Source organism: Streptomyces resistomycificus, from assembly GCF_001514265.1.
Classification (GTDB): domain Bacteria; phylum Actinomycetota; class Actinomycetes; order Streptomycetales; family Streptomycetaceae; genus Streptomyces; species Streptomyces resistomycificus.
Map to the genome: position 1 here is coordinate 929222 of NZ_KQ948989.1, position 18481 is coordinate 947702.

Annotated in this window: 12 protein-coding genes and 1 pseudogene; 10 read left to right on the forward strand and 3 right to left on the reverse strand. The window is 70.4% G+C overall.

Translation table 11 applies throughout. The features are described from left to right. Nucleotides 1-489 precede the first annotated feature (489 nt). From AQJ84_RS44695 to AQJ84_RS09125, 8 genes and pseudogenes are all read left to right on the forward strand, one after another. The gene (locus AQJ84_RS44695; RefSeq protein WP_164873224.1) at nt 490-597 is read left to right on the forward strand and encodes an iron-containing alcohol dehydrogenase; all 108 of its coding nucleotides are present in this window, start codon (nt 490-492) and stop codon (nt 595-597) included. Nucleotides 598-663: 66 nt separating this feature from the next. Further along, complete coding sequence (locus AQJ84_RS09100; RefSeq protein WP_030045481.1) at nt 664-1674, forward strand: enoyl-CoA hydratase/isomerase family protein; 1011 nt, start codon at nt 664-666, stop codon at nt 1672-1674. Between the two features lie 338 nt (nt 1675-2012). Further along, nucleotides 2013-2486 carry a winged helix-turn-helix transcriptional regulator gene (locus AQJ84_RS09105; RefSeq protein WP_030045480.1) on the forward strand — a complete coding sequence of 158 codons (474 nt, stop codon included), beginning with the start codon at nt 2013-2015 and terminating at the stop codon, nt 2484-2486. 459 nt (nt 2487-2945) lie between these two features. Next, nucleotides 2946-4358, forward strand: coding sequence for a dihydrolipoyl dehydrogenase (lpdA, locus tag AQJ84_RS09110; protein ID WP_030045479.1), 1413 nt, complete (start codon nt 2946-2948; stop codon nt 4356-4358). Between the two features lie 4 nt (nt 4359-4362). Next, nucleotides 4363-4488, forward strand: a pseudogene (locus AQJ84_RS44015) (LysR family transcriptional regulator); the annotation flags it as partial. A gap of 125 nt (nt 4489-4613) precedes the next feature. Then, nucleotides 4614-5498 (forward strand): oxygenase MpaB family protein, encoded by an 885-nt coding sequence (locus AQJ84_RS09115; protein ID WP_030045478.1) that lies wholly within the window; start codon nt 4614-4616, stop codon nt 5496-5498. Nucleotides 5499-5519: 21 nt separating this feature from the next. Beyond that, a complete protein-coding gene (locus AQJ84_RS09120) occupies nt 5520-7760 on the forward strand; it encodes a serine/threonine-protein kinase (RefSeq protein WP_053190132.1) in 2241 nt (746 codons plus the stop codon). A gap of 53 nt (nt 7761-7813) precedes the next feature. After that, the gene (locus tag AQJ84_RS09125) at nt 7814-9382 is read left to right on the forward strand and encodes a phytoene desaturase family protein (protein ID WP_030045476.1); all 1569 of its coding nucleotides are present in this window, start codon (nt 7814-7816) and stop codon (nt 9380-9382) included. A gap of 10 nt (nt 9383-9392) precedes the next feature. Here the strand turns inward: AQJ84_RS09125 and AQJ84_RS09130 are convergent, their stop codons facing one another. The 3 genes from AQJ84_RS09130 to AQJ84_RS09140 form a co-directional block, all read right to left on the reverse strand. Beyond that, on the reverse strand, nt 9393-13229 hold the full coding sequence (locus AQJ84_RS09130; protein WP_059198809.1) for a HEAT repeat domain-containing protein: 3837 nt from the start codon (nt 13227-13229) through the stop codon (nt 9393-9395). A 16-nt stretch (nt 13230-13245) separates the two neighbouring features. After that, the gene (locus AQJ84_RS09135; RefSeq protein ID WP_030042651.1) at nt 13246-13629 is read right to left on the reverse strand and encodes a toll/interleukin-1 receptor domain-containing protein; all 384 of its coding nucleotides are present in this window, start codon (nt 13627-13629) and stop codon (nt 13246-13248) included. A 196-nt stretch (nt 13630-13825) separates the two neighbouring features. Then, nucleotides 13826-15622, reverse strand: coding sequence for a serine hydrolase (locus tag AQJ84_RS09140; protein ID WP_053190134.1), 1797 nt, complete (start codon nt 15620-15622; stop codon nt 13826-13828). Between the two features lie 175 nt (nt 15623-15797). Between AQJ84_RS09140 and AQJ84_RS09145 the strand changes: the two genes are divergently transcribed. Together AQJ84_RS09145 and AQJ84_RS09150 are read left to right on the forward strand one after the other, a co-directional pair. Further along, on the forward strand, nt 15798-16907 hold the full coding sequence (locus AQJ84_RS09145; protein WP_053190135.1) for an NAD(P)H-dependent flavin oxidoreductase: 1110 nt from the start codon (nt 15798-15800) through the stop codon (nt 16905-16907). Continuing rightward, nucleotides 16904-18457, forward strand: coding sequence for an acyl-CoA synthetase (locus tag AQJ84_RS09150; RefSeq protein WP_030042649.1), 1554 nt, complete (start codon nt 16904-16906; stop codon nt 18455-18457). The genes AQJ84_RS09145 and AQJ84_RS09150 overlap by 4 nt, the downstream gene beginning before the upstream one ends. The last annotated feature ends 24 nt before the right edge of the window (nt 18458-18481 follow it).

The following is an 18481-nucleotide window of genomic DNA, read 5'->3' on the forward strand; positions in this document are numbered from 1 at the left end:
CGTACACAGCTGAATCGACGCGTAAGCCGACGGCGAGACGCCGGCGATGGCGCCCGGGGCCGGATCGCCCTTGGCAAGCAGTCGCGGCGGCAGCATCAACGCGGTAGCCCGCCGATCGAGTGGACTGTGCCGCAGGGCCGACCCGTCTCCAACGGCCTTGCGATCTACGCCGTCCGGGCTGTCGCCGCCCTCTCCGCCGCGGCTGCGCCGACAGGGGAGGAAGTCATGCCAACTCCGAAGGTCGGGCGTCCGATTTGCGCGGTCACCAAAGAGGTAATGGGGAGACTGCGAGCTCGCGAGGCGATAGTGCTCGCCGAACGGTGAGCCGGTACGCCGAGTGCGCCCGCGCCCGAGGAGCCGCCACTGATGGCGACGGTGGCGCCTCGGCCGCCGATAGGGCACCGTCGAGGCGCTCCACGCCCTGTGCAAGGATCTTGAGGTGCCCACCCCGAGAGCCCACGGCATCGACAAGGACGAGCGTTCCGCCTCGTGCCCCTCATGGGCGAGCAGGCGCTCGCGTCCGGAGCACCCGCCGACAACCCCGTCGCCCCCCCCGCGGACGAGATCAAGGATCTCTACGCGCAGACATGTGCCTGACACCCGGCGAGTGAGGAACATGATGGTCATGACAGCCAGGTCCGCGCGGATGACGGGTGACGGCCGATGACTGATAGCACTGCGGTTGAAATTCTCGCCGACGTCCACCGGGGCGTCGGCCGGATCCTTTTGAACCGGCCCAAGGCGCTCAACGCGCTGACGACGGGCATGGTCGTCGCCATCGACCGTGTGCTCGCTGAGCGGGAGCGCATACCGCTGTCCGCTGTCGTGATCGCCAGCACCAGCACCAAGGCGTTCTGCGCAGGCGGAGACATCCGCACGATCCGCGAGCACAGCCTCGCCGGGGATGCCGAAGCCAGTGAGCGGTTCTTCGCCTCCGAGTACCGGCTCAACGCCCGGATCGCCGAGTATCCCGTGCCGATCGTGTCGCTCATCGACGGCCTGTGCATGGGTGGAGGCCTCGGTCTGTCCGTCCACGGCAGCTTCCGCGTCGTCACCGAGCGCGCGGTGCTGGCGATGCCCGAAACCGGGATCGGGTTCTTCCCGGACGTCGGGGCCAGCTACTTTCTGCCGAGGCTGCCCGGTGCGATCGGAATGTATCTGGGCCTGACCGGGCACCGGCTCGACGCGGCCGACGCCTTGTACACGGGCCTGGCCACGCACTTCGTCCCCGCGGACGGGATGGAGGCGGTCGGGGATGCCCTGGCCGACAGCCCCGGCGACCCGGTGGACGTCGTCCTCAACCGTCTCGTCGGCCGCTCCCCGGTGGCGGGCAGCGGGCTGGCGCAGGTGCGCGGGGACGTGGACTGGGCGTTCGGCGCGCCCTCCCTCGGCGAGATCGAGAAACGCCTGCGCCATCTCGACGCCCCCTGGGCGACAGCCGCGCTGGCCGCCCTGGAGTCCGCCTCGCCGCAGAGCCTGGAGATCACTCACTCCCTGCTGGCCCGGGGCAGGCAGCACACGTTGCGCGAGTGCCTTGGCATCGAACTGGCCCTCACGCGCACGACCATCCGCACGCCGGACTTCCTGGAGGGCGTCCGTGCGGCCCTGGTCGACAAGGACCGAACTCCCCACTGGCAACGTGCGTCGCTCGACGGACGAACGCCGCCGTCCTGAGTATGTCCGCCCGCTCACGCGCGGCGGTCCATCCGCGTTGCTCACCCTCCTGTTTGTGCTCCTTGGCGTAGCGAGCCGCAGGCATCCTCCCTTCGCGATGTAAGGCCGTTGCCTCGCGATCCGAGCCTGGTTCATGGTCTGACGCCTATAATATTACGCCCGTGAGGCAACGTGCATGGCTTACGGCCCGAGGTGGGGCGTCCGGCTCCAGGCGGGCTGTGATCTCGTCGTCGTGAGGGTCACTACGCTCCGCCCGGCGTCTGAGTATCTAAAAGTAAACTCAAGTGGTTAGAATCGCTCCCATGGATGCGTGGACCGAAGTTCTCCAAGACACCGGTATGGACCCCCGACTCGGCAGGGACACGTCCAACTGCTCGATCGCGCGGACTCTTGAGGTCGTGGGTGAGAAGTGGACGATCCTGATCCTGCGCGAGGTCTGGTACGGCTCGTCCCGCTTCAGTGACTTCGAACGCGTCCTCGGTTGTCCTCGCAACCTCCTCGCGACGCGGCTCCGGATGCTGGTGGAGGAAGGAATCCTGGCGACCGAGACGTACAAGGAGCCCGGGGCGCGGAGTCGGCCGAAGTATGTGATCACCCCCAAGGGCATGGATCTGGTGCCGGCCGTGATGGGGCTGTTGCAGTGGGGTGACCGGTACCGTGCCGATCCGGAGGGGCCGGCGGTAGTGGCGCGACACCGCGAGTGCGGCGCGCACGTCGACGTTCAACTTCGCTGCGAAAGCGGGCACCCGGTGCAGGCGAAGGATATTGAGAGCGTTCCCGGCCCGGCCTTTCGTATGAGGTCGGCCGGGTGAGCTGAGGACTCCTCCGTCGCATTCGCTGATCCGGCCGCTCTTTCGTGGACGCGCCTGGAGCCGGCGCGGGTGGCCTCCGCTGCCGCCGAAGTGCCGCCCACGCGGCACAGCCGGACGTCGTCCTCAAGTCCGGTGCGCACGGCCCGGCGCCGCATTCGGCCTCGACACCCTCAGGATCGGTCCGGCCGAGGCAGGAGTACACGAGGTCGACGGGGTGCCGGACCGCCGTCGATGATGGCTGAGCGGGCATAGATCACGGCGCCGGCGCGCTGAACCGGACGTCCGGGTAGCCGCCGGCGAGGTGGTGAACCATAGGGTCGCCACCTCGTCCTCCACCGGCTCCCCTGCGGCGGGCGGTGGCGGATGTCGCCGCCGTCGAGTTGATGACCAGGTTGTTCGATCGGGAGCGAGTCGGCCCCCCGGGGGTAGCCGGCCGCCCCAGTGGAAAGGAAGCCGTCCATGGACGAGCAGGGTGAGCACTTCGACGTCGTCGTACTCGGCGCGGGCCCTGGCGGATACGTAGCCGCCATCCGGGCCGCCCAGCTGGGCAAGAGCGTCGCGGTCGTCGAGGAGAAGTACTGGGGTGGCGTCTGCCTGAACGTGGGCTGTATCCCCACCAAGGCCCTACTGCGCAACGCCGAACTCGCGCACATCTTCACGCGCGAGGCGAAGACCTTCGGCATCAAGGTCGAGGGTGAGGTCTCCTTCGACTACGGGGAGGCATTCCGCCGCAGCCGGAAGGTGGCGGACGGCCGGGTCAAGGGCGTCCACTACCTGATGAAGAAGAACAAGATCACGGAAATCAGCGGTCGCGGCACGTTCGTCGACCCGCACACGCTCCAGGTGGCCGACTACGACGGCAACACCCGCACCATCGGCTTCGATCACTGCGTCATCGCCACCGGCGCCACACCCAAGCTGCTGCCCGGCACCCGCCGTACGTCGCGCGTGGTGACGTTCGAGGAGCAGATCCTCGCCGAGGACCTGCCGGAGTCGATCGTTATCGCCGGCGCCGGCGCGATCGGCGTCGAGTTCGCCTACGTGCTGCACAACTACGGCGTGAAGGTCACCGTCGTCGAGTTCCTGGACCGGATCGCCCCATTGGAGGACGCCGAGGTCTCCGCCGAACTGGCCAAGCAGTACCGGAAGTTGGGCATTGACGTGCTCACCTCGACCCGTGTCGAGTCGATCGACGAGTCCGGCCCGCAGGTCCGTGTCACGGTCACCGGCAAGGACGGCGCCCAGCAGGTCCTGGAGGCCGACAAGGTCCTGCAGGCGATCGGCTTCGCCCCGAACGTCACCGGTTACGGCCTGGAGAACACCGGTGTGCGCGTCACCGAACGCGGCGCGATCGACGTCGACGGTCGTTGCCGCACCTCGGTCCCGCACATCTATGCCATTGGGGACGTCACCGCGAAGCTGATGCTCGCGCATGCCGCCGAGGCGATGGGCGTCATCGCTGCCGAGACGATCGCGGACGCGGAGACCATGGAGCTGGACTACGTGATGATCCCGCGGGCCACTTTCTGCCAGCCGCAGATCGCCAGCTTCGGTTATACCGAGGCGCAGGCGAGGGAGAAGGGCTTCGACGTCCAGGTGGCCAAGTTCCCGTTCACCGCGAACGCCAAGGCCCACGGTCTGGGCGACGCGAGCGGCTTCGTGAAGCTGATCAGCGATGCCAAGTACGGCGAGTTCCTCGGAGCCCATCTCATCGGCCCCGACGTCACCGAGCTCCTCCCCGAACTGACCCTGGCCCAGCAGTGGGACCTCACCGTGCACGAGGTCGCCCGCAACGTCCACGCCCACCCCACGCTGGGCGAGGCGGTCAAGGAAGCCATCCACGGCCTCGCCGGCCACATGATCAACATGTAGCAGGGCGCTCGGTGCAGTGGCAGCCAGGCCGCGCCGCCGCTTCGACGACGACCTGCTCGCCCGGGTTGGCGGGGGGTACGAACCGACCGCCCTCGGGCGGGCCCTCCTCGACCGGACCACCACCGCGTGTGCGGGACCAGTCGGAAGGATGGGCTGGGCCTTGCGAGGGCGAAGACGCTGCCGCGCTCGGCCCCGCCCTGTGACTGCCGAATCATTTCTTTGTGCGGACCGAGATTCTTCGTCACACTGCGGGGCATGGGCGATCCCGGGCTGTTCACACCGACGTCGGTGACCTGGCAGATGCACGGCGACCCGATGATGTGGGTCGCCGGAATCCGCGCGCTGTACCTGCAGGCCCTCCATCCACGCGCCGTGCGCGGCGTCATGCAGAACTCCGACTTCCGGCACGACGCCTGGGGCCGGCTGATGCGCACCGCCGACTTCGTCGGCACCACGACCTACGGCACCACCGAGGCGGCCGAGAAGGCCGGTGCCCGGGTACGGAAGATCCACACCATGCTCCGGGCGACCGACCCGGACACCGGTGAGTCCTACGGCGTCGACGAACCCGACCTGCTGCTGTGGGTGCACTGCGCCGAGATCGACTCCTACCTCCAGGTCGCGCGCCGCTCGGGCTTCCGCCTCACCGACGCCCAGGCCGACCGCTACATTGCCGAACACCGCGTCAGCGCCCGCCTGGTGGGGCTCGACCCGGACTCGGTACCGGCCAACCGGACGGAACTGGCCGCCTACTTCGCGAAGGTGCGCCCCGAACTCGCGGCTACGCCCGAGGCACGCGCCGTGGACGACTTCCTCCTCCACCCCCCGACGCACCCCCTTCTCATCCCGGCGCGCGAGGTGCTGTGGCGGCGCGTGGCGCACCTGGCGTACGCCGCCCTGCCGCCGTACGCCCACGAGCTGTACGGCAGACCGGCCCCGAAACCCTCCACCGTCACCCGCCGACTGCGCCTCACGGGCACCGTGCTGCGCTGCGTTCCCGCACGTCTGCGCTGGCAACTGCCGCCCAAACACATCCTCCGGGCCATGGCACGCCTCGGCCCGGGCTCCCGCCCGGCACCGTACAAACTCGGACCACAGGTCGCCATACTGGACAGGCCAGGGGAGGGCGGGACGCGGTGACGACGGGGGCGGTCGCAGGAGATGGGGGACAGCAGGCTCATTCAGGGCCGGTACCGGCTGCTCGACCTGATCGGGCGCGGTGGCATGGGCGAGGTCTGGCGGGCACGGGACGAGTCGCTGGGCCGGCACGTCGCCGTGAAGTGCCTCAAGCCGCTCGGCTCGGGCCACGACCAGGCCTTCACCCGGGTCCTGAGAGAGCGGTTCCGGCGTGAGGCCCGGGTGGCCGCCGCCCTCCAGCACCGCGGGGTGACCGTCGTCCACGACTTCGGCGAGGACGACGGCGTCCTCTACCTGGTCATGGAGCTGCTGGAGGGCCGCAACCTCAGCCAGCTCCTCGAGGACAACAAACAGCACCCGCTGCCCGTGGCCGCCGTCGTCGAGATCGCCGACCAGGTCGCCGCCGCCCTCGCCTACACCCACCGACAGGGCATCGTGCACCGGGACCTGAAACCGGCGAACATCGTGCGGCTCACCGACGGCACGGTGAAGATCTGCGACTTCGGCATCGCCCGCCTCGGCGCCGACATCGGCTTCACCTCCCGGCTCACCGGCACCGGCATCGCGATGGGCACCCCCCACTACATGTCGCCGGAACAGATCGGCGGCTCCGAGGTCGACCAGCGCAGCGACCTGTACTCGCTGGGCTGCGTGCTGTACGAGATCGCCACCGGTGTCCCGCCCTTCGACCTCGACGACGCCTGGGCCATCCTCGTCGGCCACCGCGACACCCCGCCCCGCCCGCCGCGCAGTCACCGCTCCGAACTCCCCGCCTACCTGGAGCAGGTCATCCTCGACCTGCTGGCCAAGCAGCCCGAACAACGCCCTCAGGACGCCCGCGAGCTGGGTCGGCGGATCAACGCCGGGCGGACCACCCCGACCTATGTACCCACAGTGGTCACCCCGCAGCCCGACCTGCGCCCTCCCGCGTCCGCGCGCCCCCGCGAGGTGCGCCTGCCGTCCTGGACCCGCGGCATGACCACCGGCCACAAGGCCACCGGCGCCGGCCTCGGCACCACACCCCCGGACGCCGGGGCGGGCCTCACCGGGGAGTGGATCCCGCGGTCCCTCACCGGCCGCGCCGCGGAGCCCGTACCGGACGAGCCGCCCACCCCCTCCGCCGAGACGGTCACCGCGCTCGCCGGACGGCACAACGCCGGGCTCAGCCTGGGGCGGCTGGGCCGCTGGGCCGAGGCCGGCGAGGTGCACCGGGCGGTCGCCGCGGAACGCGAGCACTACCTCGGCCCCGACCACCCCGACACCCTCGCCAGCCGCTACGAGGTCGCCTTCACCCTCAGCCGCACCGGCCGCGCGGCCGACGCCCTGCGCGAGTACAAGCACGTCACCCGCGCCCGAAGCCTCGCGCTCGGCCCCGACCACCCCGACACGCTCGCAGCCCGCCAGGAGATGGCGTACGTGCTCGGCCAGTTGGGCCGGCACTTCGACGCCCACCAGGTCTACAACTCCGTCCTGGCCGCCCGGGAGCGGGCCATGGGCGCCGACCACCCCGACACCCTGCGCTGCCGCCACAACCTCGCCTTCAACCTCAGCAGGCTAGGCCGCCTGGAGGACTCGTACCGCATGGCCTGCGAGGTGGCGGACGCCCGCGCCCGGGTGCTCGGCCCGCACCACCCCGACACCCTGGTCACCCGCTACGAGGTCGCCTACGCGCTCGGTCAGTTGGGCCGCTGGTCGGAGGCCCTGCAGACCTATCGCGAGGTCGCCGAGGCCCGCGCCCAGGCCCTGGGCCCCGACCACGCCGACACCCTCGCCGCCCGCTACGAGATCGGTATCAGCCTCGGCCGCCTGGGCCGCAGCGCGGAGGCGTTCCGGCTGTACCGCGACCTGATCGAGGACCGCGGCCGCGTGCACGGCCCCGCCCACCCCGAGACCCTCCGCGCCCGCCACGGCCTCGGCGTCAACCTCGGCCGCCTCGGCCGCTGGGAGGAGGCCCTCGCCGAGTCCCGCGACGTGTGTGCCATCCGCGAGCGCGTTCTCGGCCCCGACCACCCGGACACCCTGGTCAGCCGCCGCGAGGTCGCCGTCGGCCTCGGCTGGCTCGGCCGCTGGGCGGACGCCCTCGCCGAGTACCGGCGGGTGGCCGCCGCCCGCGAGCGCGTCCTGGGCGCCGACCACCCGGACACCCTCGCCAGCCGCAACGACGAGGCGCACTGCCTGGAACAGCTCGGGCGGGACGCGGAGGCCGTGGAACTGTACCGGCGGGTGGCGGTGCTGCGGCAGCACGGGGCGAGCGGCGGTTCCTGACCCGAGGCGGACGATCTCTGGCCGATGTGGATCACCCCGTGTTACCAAGAACCATGCCTGCACACGAGGGAAACCGCACCTACGACGCCGTGGTCGTCGGCGGCGGCCACAACGGTCTGGTCGCCGCCGCCTATCTGGCCCGGGCCGGCCGGTCCGTGCTGGTGCTGGAGCGGCTGGAGCACACCGGCGGCGCCGCCGTCTCCACCCGGCCCTTCGCCGGCGTGGACGCACGGCTGTCGCGCTACTCCTACCTGGTCAGTCTGCTGCCGAAGAAGATCGTGCGGGACCTGGGCCTGGACTTCCGCGTCCGCACCCGCAACGTCTCGTCGTACACCCCCGTCGAACGGGACGGCGGGCCGACCGGTCTCCTGGTCGGCGGCGGCGAGCGCCGCACCCGGGAGGCGTTCGCCCGGCTCACCGGCGGCGAGGGCGAGTACGAGGCCTGGCGGCGTTTCTACGGCATGACCGCCCACGTGGCCCAACGAGTGTTCCCGACTCTCACCGAGCCGCTGCCCACCCGCGACGAACTGCGCGGCCGGATCGACGACGCGGACGCCTGGCGGACCCTCTTCGAGGAACCGATCGGGACGGCGATCGAGGACCGCTTCGGCGACGACCTGGTGCGGGGCGTGGTCCTCACCGACGCCCTCATCGGGACCTTCGCCGACGCCCACGACCCCGCCCTCGCGCAGAACCGCTGCTTCCTCTACCACGTGATCGGCGGCGGCACCGGCGCCTGGGACGTCCCCGTCGGCGGCATGGGCGCCCTCACCGACGCCCTCGCCGCCGCGGCACGCGACGCGGGCGCCGTCCTCGCCACCGGACGCGAGGCCCTGCGGATCGACACGGACGGACGCACTGCCGAGGTCACCTACCGGACCGCCGACGGCGAGGCCGTAGCCACCGCCCGGCACGTCCTGGTCAACGCCTCCCCGCAGGAGCTGGCCGCGCTCACCGGCGACGAGCCGCCCGCCGCCGCCGAGGGCGCCCAGCTCAAGGTGAACATGCTCCTCACCCGGCTGCCGAGGCTGCGCGACGAGACCGTCGACCCCCGCGAGGCATTCGCCGGCACCTTCCACGTCGCCGAGGGCTACGAGCAGCTCGCCACCGCCCACGCCCAGGCCGCCGCGGGCGAGCTGCCCGCCGCCCCGCCCTCGGAGATCTACTGCCACTCGCTCACCGACCCGACCATCCTCGGCCCGGACCTCGTCGAACAGGGCTACCAGACCCTGACGTTGTTCGGCCTGCACACCCCCGCCCGCCTCTTCGACCGGGACAACGACGTCGTACGCGCGGAACTCCTCAAGTCGACCCTCGCCCAGCTGGACGCCCACCTCGCCGAGCCCCTCGCCGACTGCCTGGCCACCGACGCCGACGGCCGTCCCTGCATCGAGGCGAAGACCCCGCTGGACCTGGAACGCGACCTCCGCCTTCCCGGCGGCAACATCTTCCACCGCGAACTCGCCTGGCCCTACGCCCAGGAGGGCACCGGCCGCTGGGGAGTGGAGACCCGGCACGCGAACGTGCTGCTGTGCGGGGCGGGCGCGGTGCGCGGGGGAGGCGTGAGCGGAGTGCCGGGGCACAACGCGGCGATGGCGGTGCTGGAGGAGAGCGGGGGGTGACGATGCGCCCTCAGGTCTCCTGGGACCACGAGAGGGTGAGCGGATAGCGTTGCGCCAACTCCTCGTATCGGGCACGGATTTCGGCCGCGGATAGGTCCACGGCGCTGCGGTCCATCTGAAGTGCCGCCTCCGTGATCACTGCCTGGGGATCGATGCCGGGCGAGAGAGCGTCCCGGTCTCTGGAGAGCAACACGCGGTCGGACCGGTCCTTCTCCAGGTCGGCGAGGGACCACAGGGCCGTCTGTCGCACGCCGATGAACGTATGCCTCATGGCCTCTTCCACAGCCTCACGGGCATCGGTGTCCCCCAGCACGGCCAATGCGGCCACCACCGCGGAAGGCGCTTCAAGGGAATGCGATCTCCACGTCTCGAGCAGGGGCTGCAGTGCTCTGGTGTCGCCGAGCCGGCCCAGGGCTGAGGCGACCGCGGGCTGCGGTTCGCCGTCGGGGTCGGTGAGGTGGTGGAGGAGGGGCTGGACGGCTTGGGGGTCGCCGAGCCGGCCGAGAGCTTCGGCGACGACCGGGTTGAGGTCGCCGTCGGGGCCGGTGAGGTGGTGCAGGAGGGGCTGGACGGCTTGGGGGTCGCCGAGCCGGCCGAGAGTCTCGGCGACGACCGGGTTGAGGTTGCCCTCGGGGCCGGTGAGGTGGTCGAGGAGAGGCTCCACCGCTTCCGCGGCCCGTAGTTCTCCGAGGGCTCTCACGACCACCAGGTGGGGTGCGCCGTCACCGCCGGTCAGCCGGTCGAGCAGGGGCTGGATCGCCCTGGAGTCCCGGAGTCTACCGAGAACGTCCGCGACAACCCCGCGGGGGTTGCCGTCAGGGTCGGTCAGGAGACCGAGGAGGGGTGCCACGGCACCGGGGTCACCGATGCTGCCCAGGGCGAGGGCGACTTCGGGGATCGGGTCCCCGTGGGTGTCCGTGAGCACGTCGATCAGCGGTTCCACCGCCCGGGGGTCACGGATCTCACCGAGAGCGGTGGCGGCTTGCCTGTGGACTTGGCCGCCGGGACCGGTCAGCACACGCAACAGGGGCTCGACGGCCCGAGGGCCGTCCAGGTCCTTCAGCAGAAGTGACGCGGCGAGACGGACCTCCGGGTCGTGATCACGAGTGACGGAGACGACGGGATCCGTCCTGTCAGGGAACAGCTTGACGTATTGACCGGCGAGCCGGTCCCGCGTCTTGCTGCCCGCGGCACGGAAATGACTCATCACGGCCGTTGCCACGCTGTCCGACGCCTGAGCCGGTTTGGGAAAACACCACAACAACAACACGACCGCCTCAGGCAGGAGGGCCTTCGAGGCGATGGCGTCCTCCAACTGCCGTAGCTCGCTCGGCGAAGGATCCCAACGCGGTTCGATGCCGGACGACGTGGCGACCCAGCCGAGAGCCCAGGCCGCGGCCGCCGCCTCACAAGCACCGTGGGACAGCAGGGAGATCAACCCCTCGACCATCCCGGGGACCCTGACGATCTCGCCGCGGTACGCGGCGTCCATCAAGACCAGTGAGGCTTCGACGGCCACCTCCGGCCGGGAGTCGTCGAGGCGGGCGACCTGGGTGCGGCTCCATTCCTCGAAGGCGTCCTTCTCCCTCGGTGCGGCCTGCCCGAGCACGGTGGAGGCAGGGCCCCCGAGCCTGCCGAAATCCGTGGGCTTCCCCAACCAGGTGGTGACGATGCTCCGGCTGAGATAGGCCGACCAGAGGGAACCGCCCACCTCCTCGAGCGCGGTGTCCGCGACGGTGACCGCGGGGCCGCCGCCATCCTCGTCGGTCAACGTCTCGATGAACCGTTGGACGATCTCGGCCGCGACCTCCTCGCTGACGTTGGGTTCGTCGGCGAGACACGAACACGCCAGCGCCGCCCGGGGTCTGGCAGTCGTGGCGGCGTCCTCTTCCGGCAACGGTGTGCAGACCGCCAGGAGAACGCTGTCCACGTCGTCGTCGCCGCAGGTCATCACACTCAGCCGGATGGCCTCGCGCCAGTTCTCCGTGACGGAGACGTCTTCCAGGTCGGGGCCGCTCTGGACGGTCACGGTCTGCGCGGCGAGCGTGGCGATATGTTCCGCCAGGGACTTCTGCCGGTTGCGGCCCGGGAACCGGCCCGTGACGAGGGCCAGCCCGGCCAGGTACTCCTGGAACGTCAGATGCCTGAACTCGTAGACGGGAACGAGGCGGCCATGATGACGGACGTGTCCGGACTCGACGAGGATTCCCGTTCGTCGTTCGAGCAGTCGCAGGAACTCGCTCGGAGAATGATCGCGGGCAGCGCGAACGGCCGGGAACTCTCTGCGCATCCGCTCCAGCGTGTCGAGGACTTCGTCGTGCCGGATCTGCTGGACTCCGGAGTCGCACATGAAGTACGCGAGGTACTGCAGTTGGGGGAGCGCCTCGTGCGGGTCCATTCTCTCGTCGACGTCGCTGCGCCAGTTGAGCAGCACGTCGACGGCCTCACGGTAGAGGTCCGCCCGGTGACTCGGCAGCTTGCCGACCTTCTTCTTCACCAGCGCCATGGTGGTCAGCAGCATGGGGTTGCCGGTGAGGCGCTCGATGCGGTCGGCGCTGTGGATGTCACTGATGAGCTCTTCCGTCGCGGTGTTGCGCCGGGTCGGGGGTTCGGTGACCACACACCAGCGGCGCGCGAAGTCGTCCTTGTCGGCAGGGGTCAGATCCAGCACCGTGACGTGCTCGAACCCGCGCGTGATGCGCAGCCCCATCTCCTTGTACCCGACGATCCGGGACGTCACGATGATGGGCGCCTCGGGGAAGGCCACGTGTATCTGCTCGACCTGGCGGCAGAACCGTGCCCGCAGAGCGGTGTCGGAGATCTCGTCCAGGCCGTCGATCAGCAGCAGGACCCGGCCGTCACGCAGGGAGCTGAGCAGGAAGGGCGTGAACTCGCGGGCCTCCCCGAGGGAGAACCCCGACTTGCACAGATGGTGCTGGATCATCTCCTCCAGCGACCCCGTGGCCCTCGTGTCGTCGAGGTCGCGGCAGCGGATGTACAGGGGCAGCCAGTCGGTGTCCGGCAGGGTCTCCACGTCGGGCAGCTGGCTCCAGTCGGGGTTCGACTTGAGCCGCAGGAGATACGCGGTGGCGATCCAGCGGAGCAGAGTGCTCTTGCCGGCCCCCGGGTCGCCCAGCACCACCAGTCGCTTCGACGTGTCCAACCGCTCCCCGACGGGGAAGCGGGATCGGGCGTTCGGTTTGTCGCCCTGTTCCTGGCGCTGGGATTCGAGGCTCTGCAGTTTCCTGTCGAGGTCCTGGGGCTCGAACCCCGCGGGGATGTCCACCGAGACGCGCAACGACACATACAGGCTGCGCAGGAAGAGTTCCTTGGTGATGAGTTCACGATCGCCGATGGGGAGGTTCGCCAGATCGACGATGTCGCACGTCTTGAGGGTGAGATCCCGGTAGCGCTGCTCCAGGCGGTTCAACCCTCGGGTGGTGCCGGTGCTGGCCCGGGTCGTCGGGTAGTACTCGGTCAGGGCCTTGACGAGTTCCGCGACCGCCTTGGCGGGATCCTGCCAGTACAGTGCGATCTTTCCGTCGAGCGCGAGCGGGTCGAGATATGCCTTCTTCTCCATCTGGAGGGCGAAGATCCGGGACTCTCCGTGATGCCTCGCCGCGCTGACGAGGATGTTCACCAGCCCTGTCCCCACGGCCATGACCGTTCCGCACAGGACGACCGGGCTGCCCTGGGAGATCGCGTGTGAGGCCTGCTGGATCAGCGAGTCACCGACGAGCACGGTGCCGTAGTGGAGCACCTCGTAGCCGGCGTCCTCGAGCGGTCCGGCGATCTCGGCGGCGAGGCTCTCCTCGCCGTCGGCGTGGGCGATCAGGACCTGGACCATCGAGCCCCCCGGGTGGTCAGCGGATCGCCTTGAGGAGCTGTGCGACTCCGAGATCCCAGTCCTGGGACAGGTCCGCGTACTTGAGGTCCGCGAGGATCGCCGGAGCCGAACCACCGAACTTCACCGGGAGAACGCGCACGGCGCAGCCGTCGAGTTGCCGGTGGAGTGTGGACATCCATTCCCTGGTGACCCAGGGACTCATGACGTCGGCCGCCGAATAGCACAGCACCAGATAGGAAGTGCCCTCGAGGCCGGCGTTGATCCGGTCCACGATGGAGTCGCCGATTCCGATCTCCCATTCGTCGAACCACACGTCGTGGCCCGCGCGGGAAACGTCGTCGGCGAGTCGCTGGGCAGTGGCCACATCGACCTTGCGATGACTGATGAAGACGTTCGCCATGCCCGTTCCCGTCGGCGACCGGGCAGGGTGAGTGCCGCGATCCTCTTGAACCCGCGTCGACAATGTGATGCGTTCCGTATGCTACCCACCGATTCCTTGGACGGGCCAACTACGTGCGGGGACTGTCTGGTTGGCACCCCGGGGCGAGGGCGAGGGCTTCGGCGCGGATGAGAGGGACAGTGCGCCCAACGTCCCGTCAGTCGGCTGACGCCGTCCAGCCCTTGGCCTCGATCCGCGCCGCGTCCGCCGGGCGTCCGCCGTCGAAGAGGACGCCGTCGACCGCCCGGGCCCGCGGGGCGTCGACGTACACGCCGCGTCCGACATACAGCCGGTCCGTCAGGTAGCGCCAGCGCAAGGTGAGTTGTGGGGCGGCCGGAAGATCGGCGGAGAGGCGGTGCCAGACGCGGCCCGACCAGCCGGTGAGCGTGCCCCCCGGGTGGTTCCGGGGCCGGTCGCCGGGGCGGGTGGTCGTGAAGGGGACGGGTTGCCAGGTCGTGCCGCCGTCCGTCGTGGCCTCCAGGAAGAGGACGTCGGCCGCGGGCTCGGTGTCCCACCACAGCGCGCAGCGCAGCCGGGCGTCGCCCGAGGCCGTGTCGAGCGGCGGCAGGGCGAGCGTGGCGGTCGTGGCGGTGGCCATCCCGGAGAACCAGGCGGTACGGCCGTGCCGTGGCCGGACCGGGACCGCGCGGGCCATGTTGTTCGCGGCGGCGACCCGGGGCGCCGACCCGGACCGCCAACCGCGCACCGGGTGGACCGAGTTGCCGAGCACTACGAGAAACGAGTCGGTCGTGGGGTCCAGCACCAGCGAGGTGCCGGTGAACCCGGTGTGGCCCGCGGTGCGCGGTGTGGCCATGGCGCCCATGTACCAGTGCTGGTAGAGCTCGAAGCCGAGGCCGTGCTCGTCCCCCGGGAAGGCGGTGTTGAAGTCGGTGAACATCAACTCCACCGACTCCGGGCGCAGGATGCGCGACCGCCCGTAGCCGCCGCCGTTGAGCAGCGTCCGGCCGAGGACCGCCAGATCCCACGCGGTGGAGAACACGCCCGCGTGGCCCGCGACCCCGCCGAGGCTGAACGCGTTCTCGTCGTGCACCTCGCCCCACACCAGCCCTCTGTCGAGCCCCGACCAGGGCCTGCGGGCGTCCTCGGTGGCGGCGATCCGCGGCTTCCAGGAGGCGGGCGGGTTGTAGCGGGTGTGGCGCAGGCCCAGCGGGGCGGTGACCTCGTCGTTCAGCAGTGTGTCCAGTCGGCGGCCGGTGACCCTCTCCAGGACCAGCTGAAGTGAGATCAGGTTCAGGTCCGAGTAGAGGTAGGCCGTGCCCGGCGGGGCGAGCGGTGCCTCCTTCCAGATGAGTTGGAGCTTCTCCTCGTACGTCGGCGCGTTGTAGAGCGGGATCCAGGCACGGAACCCCGAGGTGTGGGTGAGCAGTTGACGGACGGTGATGTCCTGCTTGCCCGCCCCGCCGAACTCCGGGAGGTACCCGGCGACCTTCCCTTCCAGCTTTAGCGCGCCCCGTTCGATCTGCTGCACGGCGAGGATGGAGGTGAACAGCTTGGACACCGAGGCGAGGTCGAAGACGGTGTCCTCGGCCATGGGGATCTGCTGGCCGGCGGGGAGCTCGACGCCGGTGTCGGTCTTCTCGTCGTACGCCGAGTAGCGCACCGCCGTGCCGACGGGCTGGTGCAGGGCCACGGTGCCGCCCCGGCCGGCGAGCAGCACCGCGCCCGCGTACCAGGGGTGCTTGGGGGAGGGGCCGAGGAACGTCTGCGCGTCGGTCACGAGTCGGCGCAGGTGGGCGGAGAGGAGGCCGGCGCGCTCGGGGGAGCCGTGACGCAGGGTGGGGCGGGTGGTGCGCGGGGCGGCGGTCGCCGGCCCCGCCGGGAACGGCGCGATGGCGAGTGCGCCGCCCAAGGCGATTACGCGTCGACCCAGTTGACGCCGGGTCAGGTCGCTTTCGGGCCCGCCCGTCGCTCTGCCCGCGGCGTCTTCCGTCATGGGTGAACCTCCCGCTGCCTGAAAGTATCTTTCCGGGTACACCTTGCGCTGTGAAACTTTCGTGTCAGGCGGGTGGTGTGTCAACGGGACGTGCGGGCATCCGGTGCGTCCAAAAATCTGACGGAGCATCAGAAAGCCTCTTCCGTCGTCCGGAGGACTGCGGCATCCTGCGCCCATGCAGACGGAGCTGAGCAAGACACTCGGAGTCGAGCACGCCGTCTTCGGCTTCACGCCGTTCCCCGCCGTCGCCGCGGCCATCAGCCGGGCAGGCGGCTTCGGAGTGCTCGGCGCGGTCCGCTACACCGCCCCCGACGACCTCAAACGCGACCTCGACTGGATCGAGGCACACGTCGACGGGAAGCCGTACGGCCTGGACGTCGTCATGCCCGCCAAGAAGGTCGAGGGCGTCAGCGAGGCCGACGTCGAGGCGATGATCCCCGAGGCGCACCGGAGGTTCGTCCAGGACACCCTCGCCAAGCACGCCGTCCCCGAACTCGCCGAGGGCGAGGCCTCGGGCTGGCGCATCACCGGGTGGATGGAACAGGTCGCCCGCACCCAGCTCGACGTCGCCTTCGACTATCCGATACGGCTGCTCGCCAACGCCCTCGGCTCCCCGCCGGCCGACGTGGTGGCCCGTGCCCACGACAGGGACGTGCTCGTGGCGGCACTCGCCGGCAGCGCCCGGCACGCCCGCAAACACCAGGAAGCGGGCATCGACGTCGTCGTGGCCCAGGGGTACGAGGCCGGCGGCCACACCGGCGAGATCGCCTCCATGGTGCTCACGCCCGAGGTCGTCGAGGCCGTCGACCCGCTGCCCGTGCTGGCGGCCGGGGGTATCGGCAGCGGCCCGCAGGTGGCGGCCGCGCTCGCCCTCGGCGCCCAGGGTGTGTGGCTGGGCTCCCTGTGGCTGACGACCACGGAAGCCGACATGCACTCGCCCGCCCTCACGCGGAAACTGCTCGCCGCCGGCTCCGGCGACACCGTCCGCTCCCGCGCCCTGACCGGAAAGCCGGCCCGCCAGCTGCGCACCGAGTGGACCGACGCCTGGGACGACCCCGACGGCCCGGGCACCCTCCCCATGCCGCTGCAGGGACTGCTGGTCGCCGAAGCCGTCTCCCGCATCCAGAAGTACGAGATCGATCCGCTGCTGGGCACGCCCGTCGGTCAGATCGTCGGCCGCATGACCAGCGAACGCAGCGTCCAGGCCGTCTTCGACGACCTCACCAGCGGTTTCGAGCGGGCCGTGGACCGCGTCAACCGCATCGCCGGAAGGAGCGCCACGTGACGAGCACACCTCCCGCGGGCTTCTGGGCCCAGGCCATGGCCGACCCCGACCGCACGGTCCTCGTCGCCCCCGACGGCGAGGCATGGACCGCCGGACGACTGCACGCCGCCACCAACCGGCTCGTCCACGGCCTGCGCGCGGCCGGCCTGGACCGCGGCGACGCCTTCGCCGTCGTCCTGCCCAACGGCGTCGAGTTCCTCACCGCGTACCTGGCCGCCTCCCAGGCCGGCTTCTACCTCGTTCCCGTCAACCACCATCTCGTCGGCCCCGAGATCGCCTGGATCGTCGCCGACTCCGGTGCCAAGGTCCTCCTCACCCACGAAAGGTTCGCCGGCTCCGCCCGCCACGCCGCCGACGAGGCAGGGCTCCCGGCCACCCACCGCTACGCCGTCGGCACCGTCGAGGGCTTCCGGCCGTACGCCGAACTCCTCGAAGGGCAGCCGCAGTCGCCGCCCGCCGACCGCACCCTCGGCTGGGTCATGAACTACACCTCGGGCACCACCGGCCGACCGCGCGGCATCCGGCGCCCGCTGCCCGGCAAGCTCCCCGAGGAGGCCTACCTCGGCGGCTTTCTCGGCATCTTCGGCATCCGCCCCTTCGACGGCAACGTGCACCTCGTCTGCTCACCGCTCTACCACACCGCCGTACTCCAGTTCGCGGGCGCGTCCCTGCACATCGGCCACCGCCTGGTCCTGATGGACAAGTGGACACCCGAGGAGATGCTCCGACTCATCGACACCCACAGGTGCACCCACACCCACATGGTCCCGACCCAGTTCCACCGCCTGCTGGCCGTCCCGGACGACGTCAAGGCGCGCTACGACGTCTCGTCCATGCGGCACGCCATCCACGGCGCCGCCCCGTGCCCCGACCACGTGAAGCGGGCCATGCTCGACTGGTGGGGCCCCTGCGTGGAGGAGTACTACGCCGCCAGCGAGGGCGGCGGGGCCTTCGCCACCGCTGAGGACTGGCTGAAGAAACCCGGCACGGTCGGCAAGGCCTGGCCCATCAGCGAACTCGCGATCTTCGACGACGACGGCAACCGCCTGCCGCCCGGCGAACTCGGCACCGTCTACCTGAAGATGAACACCGGCGGGTTCTCGTACCACAAGGACGAGGCCAAGACCCGCAAGAACCGCATCGGCGACTTCTTCACCGTCGGCGACCTCGGTCTCCTCGACGAGGACGGCTACCTCTTCCTGCGCGACCGGAAGATCGACATGATCATCTCGGGCGGGGTCAACATCTACCCTGCCGAGATCGAGTCCGTCCTGCTCGCCCACCCCGCCGTCGCCGACGCCGCCGCCTTCGGCATCCCGCACGACGACTGGGGCGAGGAGGTCAAGGCCGTCGTCGAACCGGCACCCGGCTTCGAACCGGGCCAGACCCTCGTCGCCGCGCTCCTCGACCACTGTGCCGCGCGACTCGCCGGGTACAAGCGGCCCAAGAGCGTCGACTTCATCGCGGAGATGCCCCGCGACCCCAACGGCAAGCTCTACAAGCGGCGGTTGCGGGAGCCGTACTGGGAGGGCCGGACCCGACCTGTATGACCGGTGGCCTCGCCCGGTCGTTTC

Coding starts and splice junctions, on each gene's coding strand:
- AQJ84_RS09140 (WP_053190134.1), bottom strand. CDS start 15,622: ATGACGGAAGACGCCGCGGGCAGAGCGACGGGCGGGCCCGAAAGCGAC.
- AQJ84_RS09105 (WP_030045480.1), top strand. CDS start 2,013: ATGGACCCCCGACTCGGCAGGGACACGTCCAACTGCTCGATCGCGCGG.
- AQJ84_RS09130 (WP_059198809.1), bottom strand. CDS start 13,229: ATGGTCCAGGTCCTGATCGCCCACGCCGACGGCGAGGAGAGCCTCGCC.
- AQJ84_RS09115 (WP_030045478.1), top strand. CDS start 4,614: ATGGGCGATCCCGGGCTGTTCACACCGACGTCGGTGACCTGGCAGATG.
- AQJ84_RS09135 (WP_030042651.1), bottom strand. CDS start 13,629: ATGGCGAACGTCTTCATCAGTCATCGCAAGGTCGATGTGGCCACTGCC.
- AQJ84_RS09125 (WP_030045476.1), top strand. CDS start 7,814: ATGCCTGCACACGAGGGAAACCGCACCTACGACGCCGTGGTCGTCGGC.
- lpdA (WP_030045479.1), top strand. CDS start 2,946: ATGGACGAGCAGGGTGAGCACTTCGACGTCGTCGTACTCGGCGCGGGC.
- AQJ84_RS09120 (WP_053190132.1), top strand. CDS start 5,520: ATGGGGGACAGCAGGCTCATTCAGGGCCGGTACCGGCTGCTCGACCTG.
- AQJ84_RS09145 (WP_053190135.1), top strand. CDS start 15,798: ATGCAGACGGAGCTGAGCAAGACACTCGGAGTCGAGCACGCCGTCTTC.
- AQJ84_RS09100 (WP_030045481.1), top strand. CDS start 664: ATGACTGATAGCACTGCGGTTGAAATTCTCGCCGACGTCCACCGGGGC.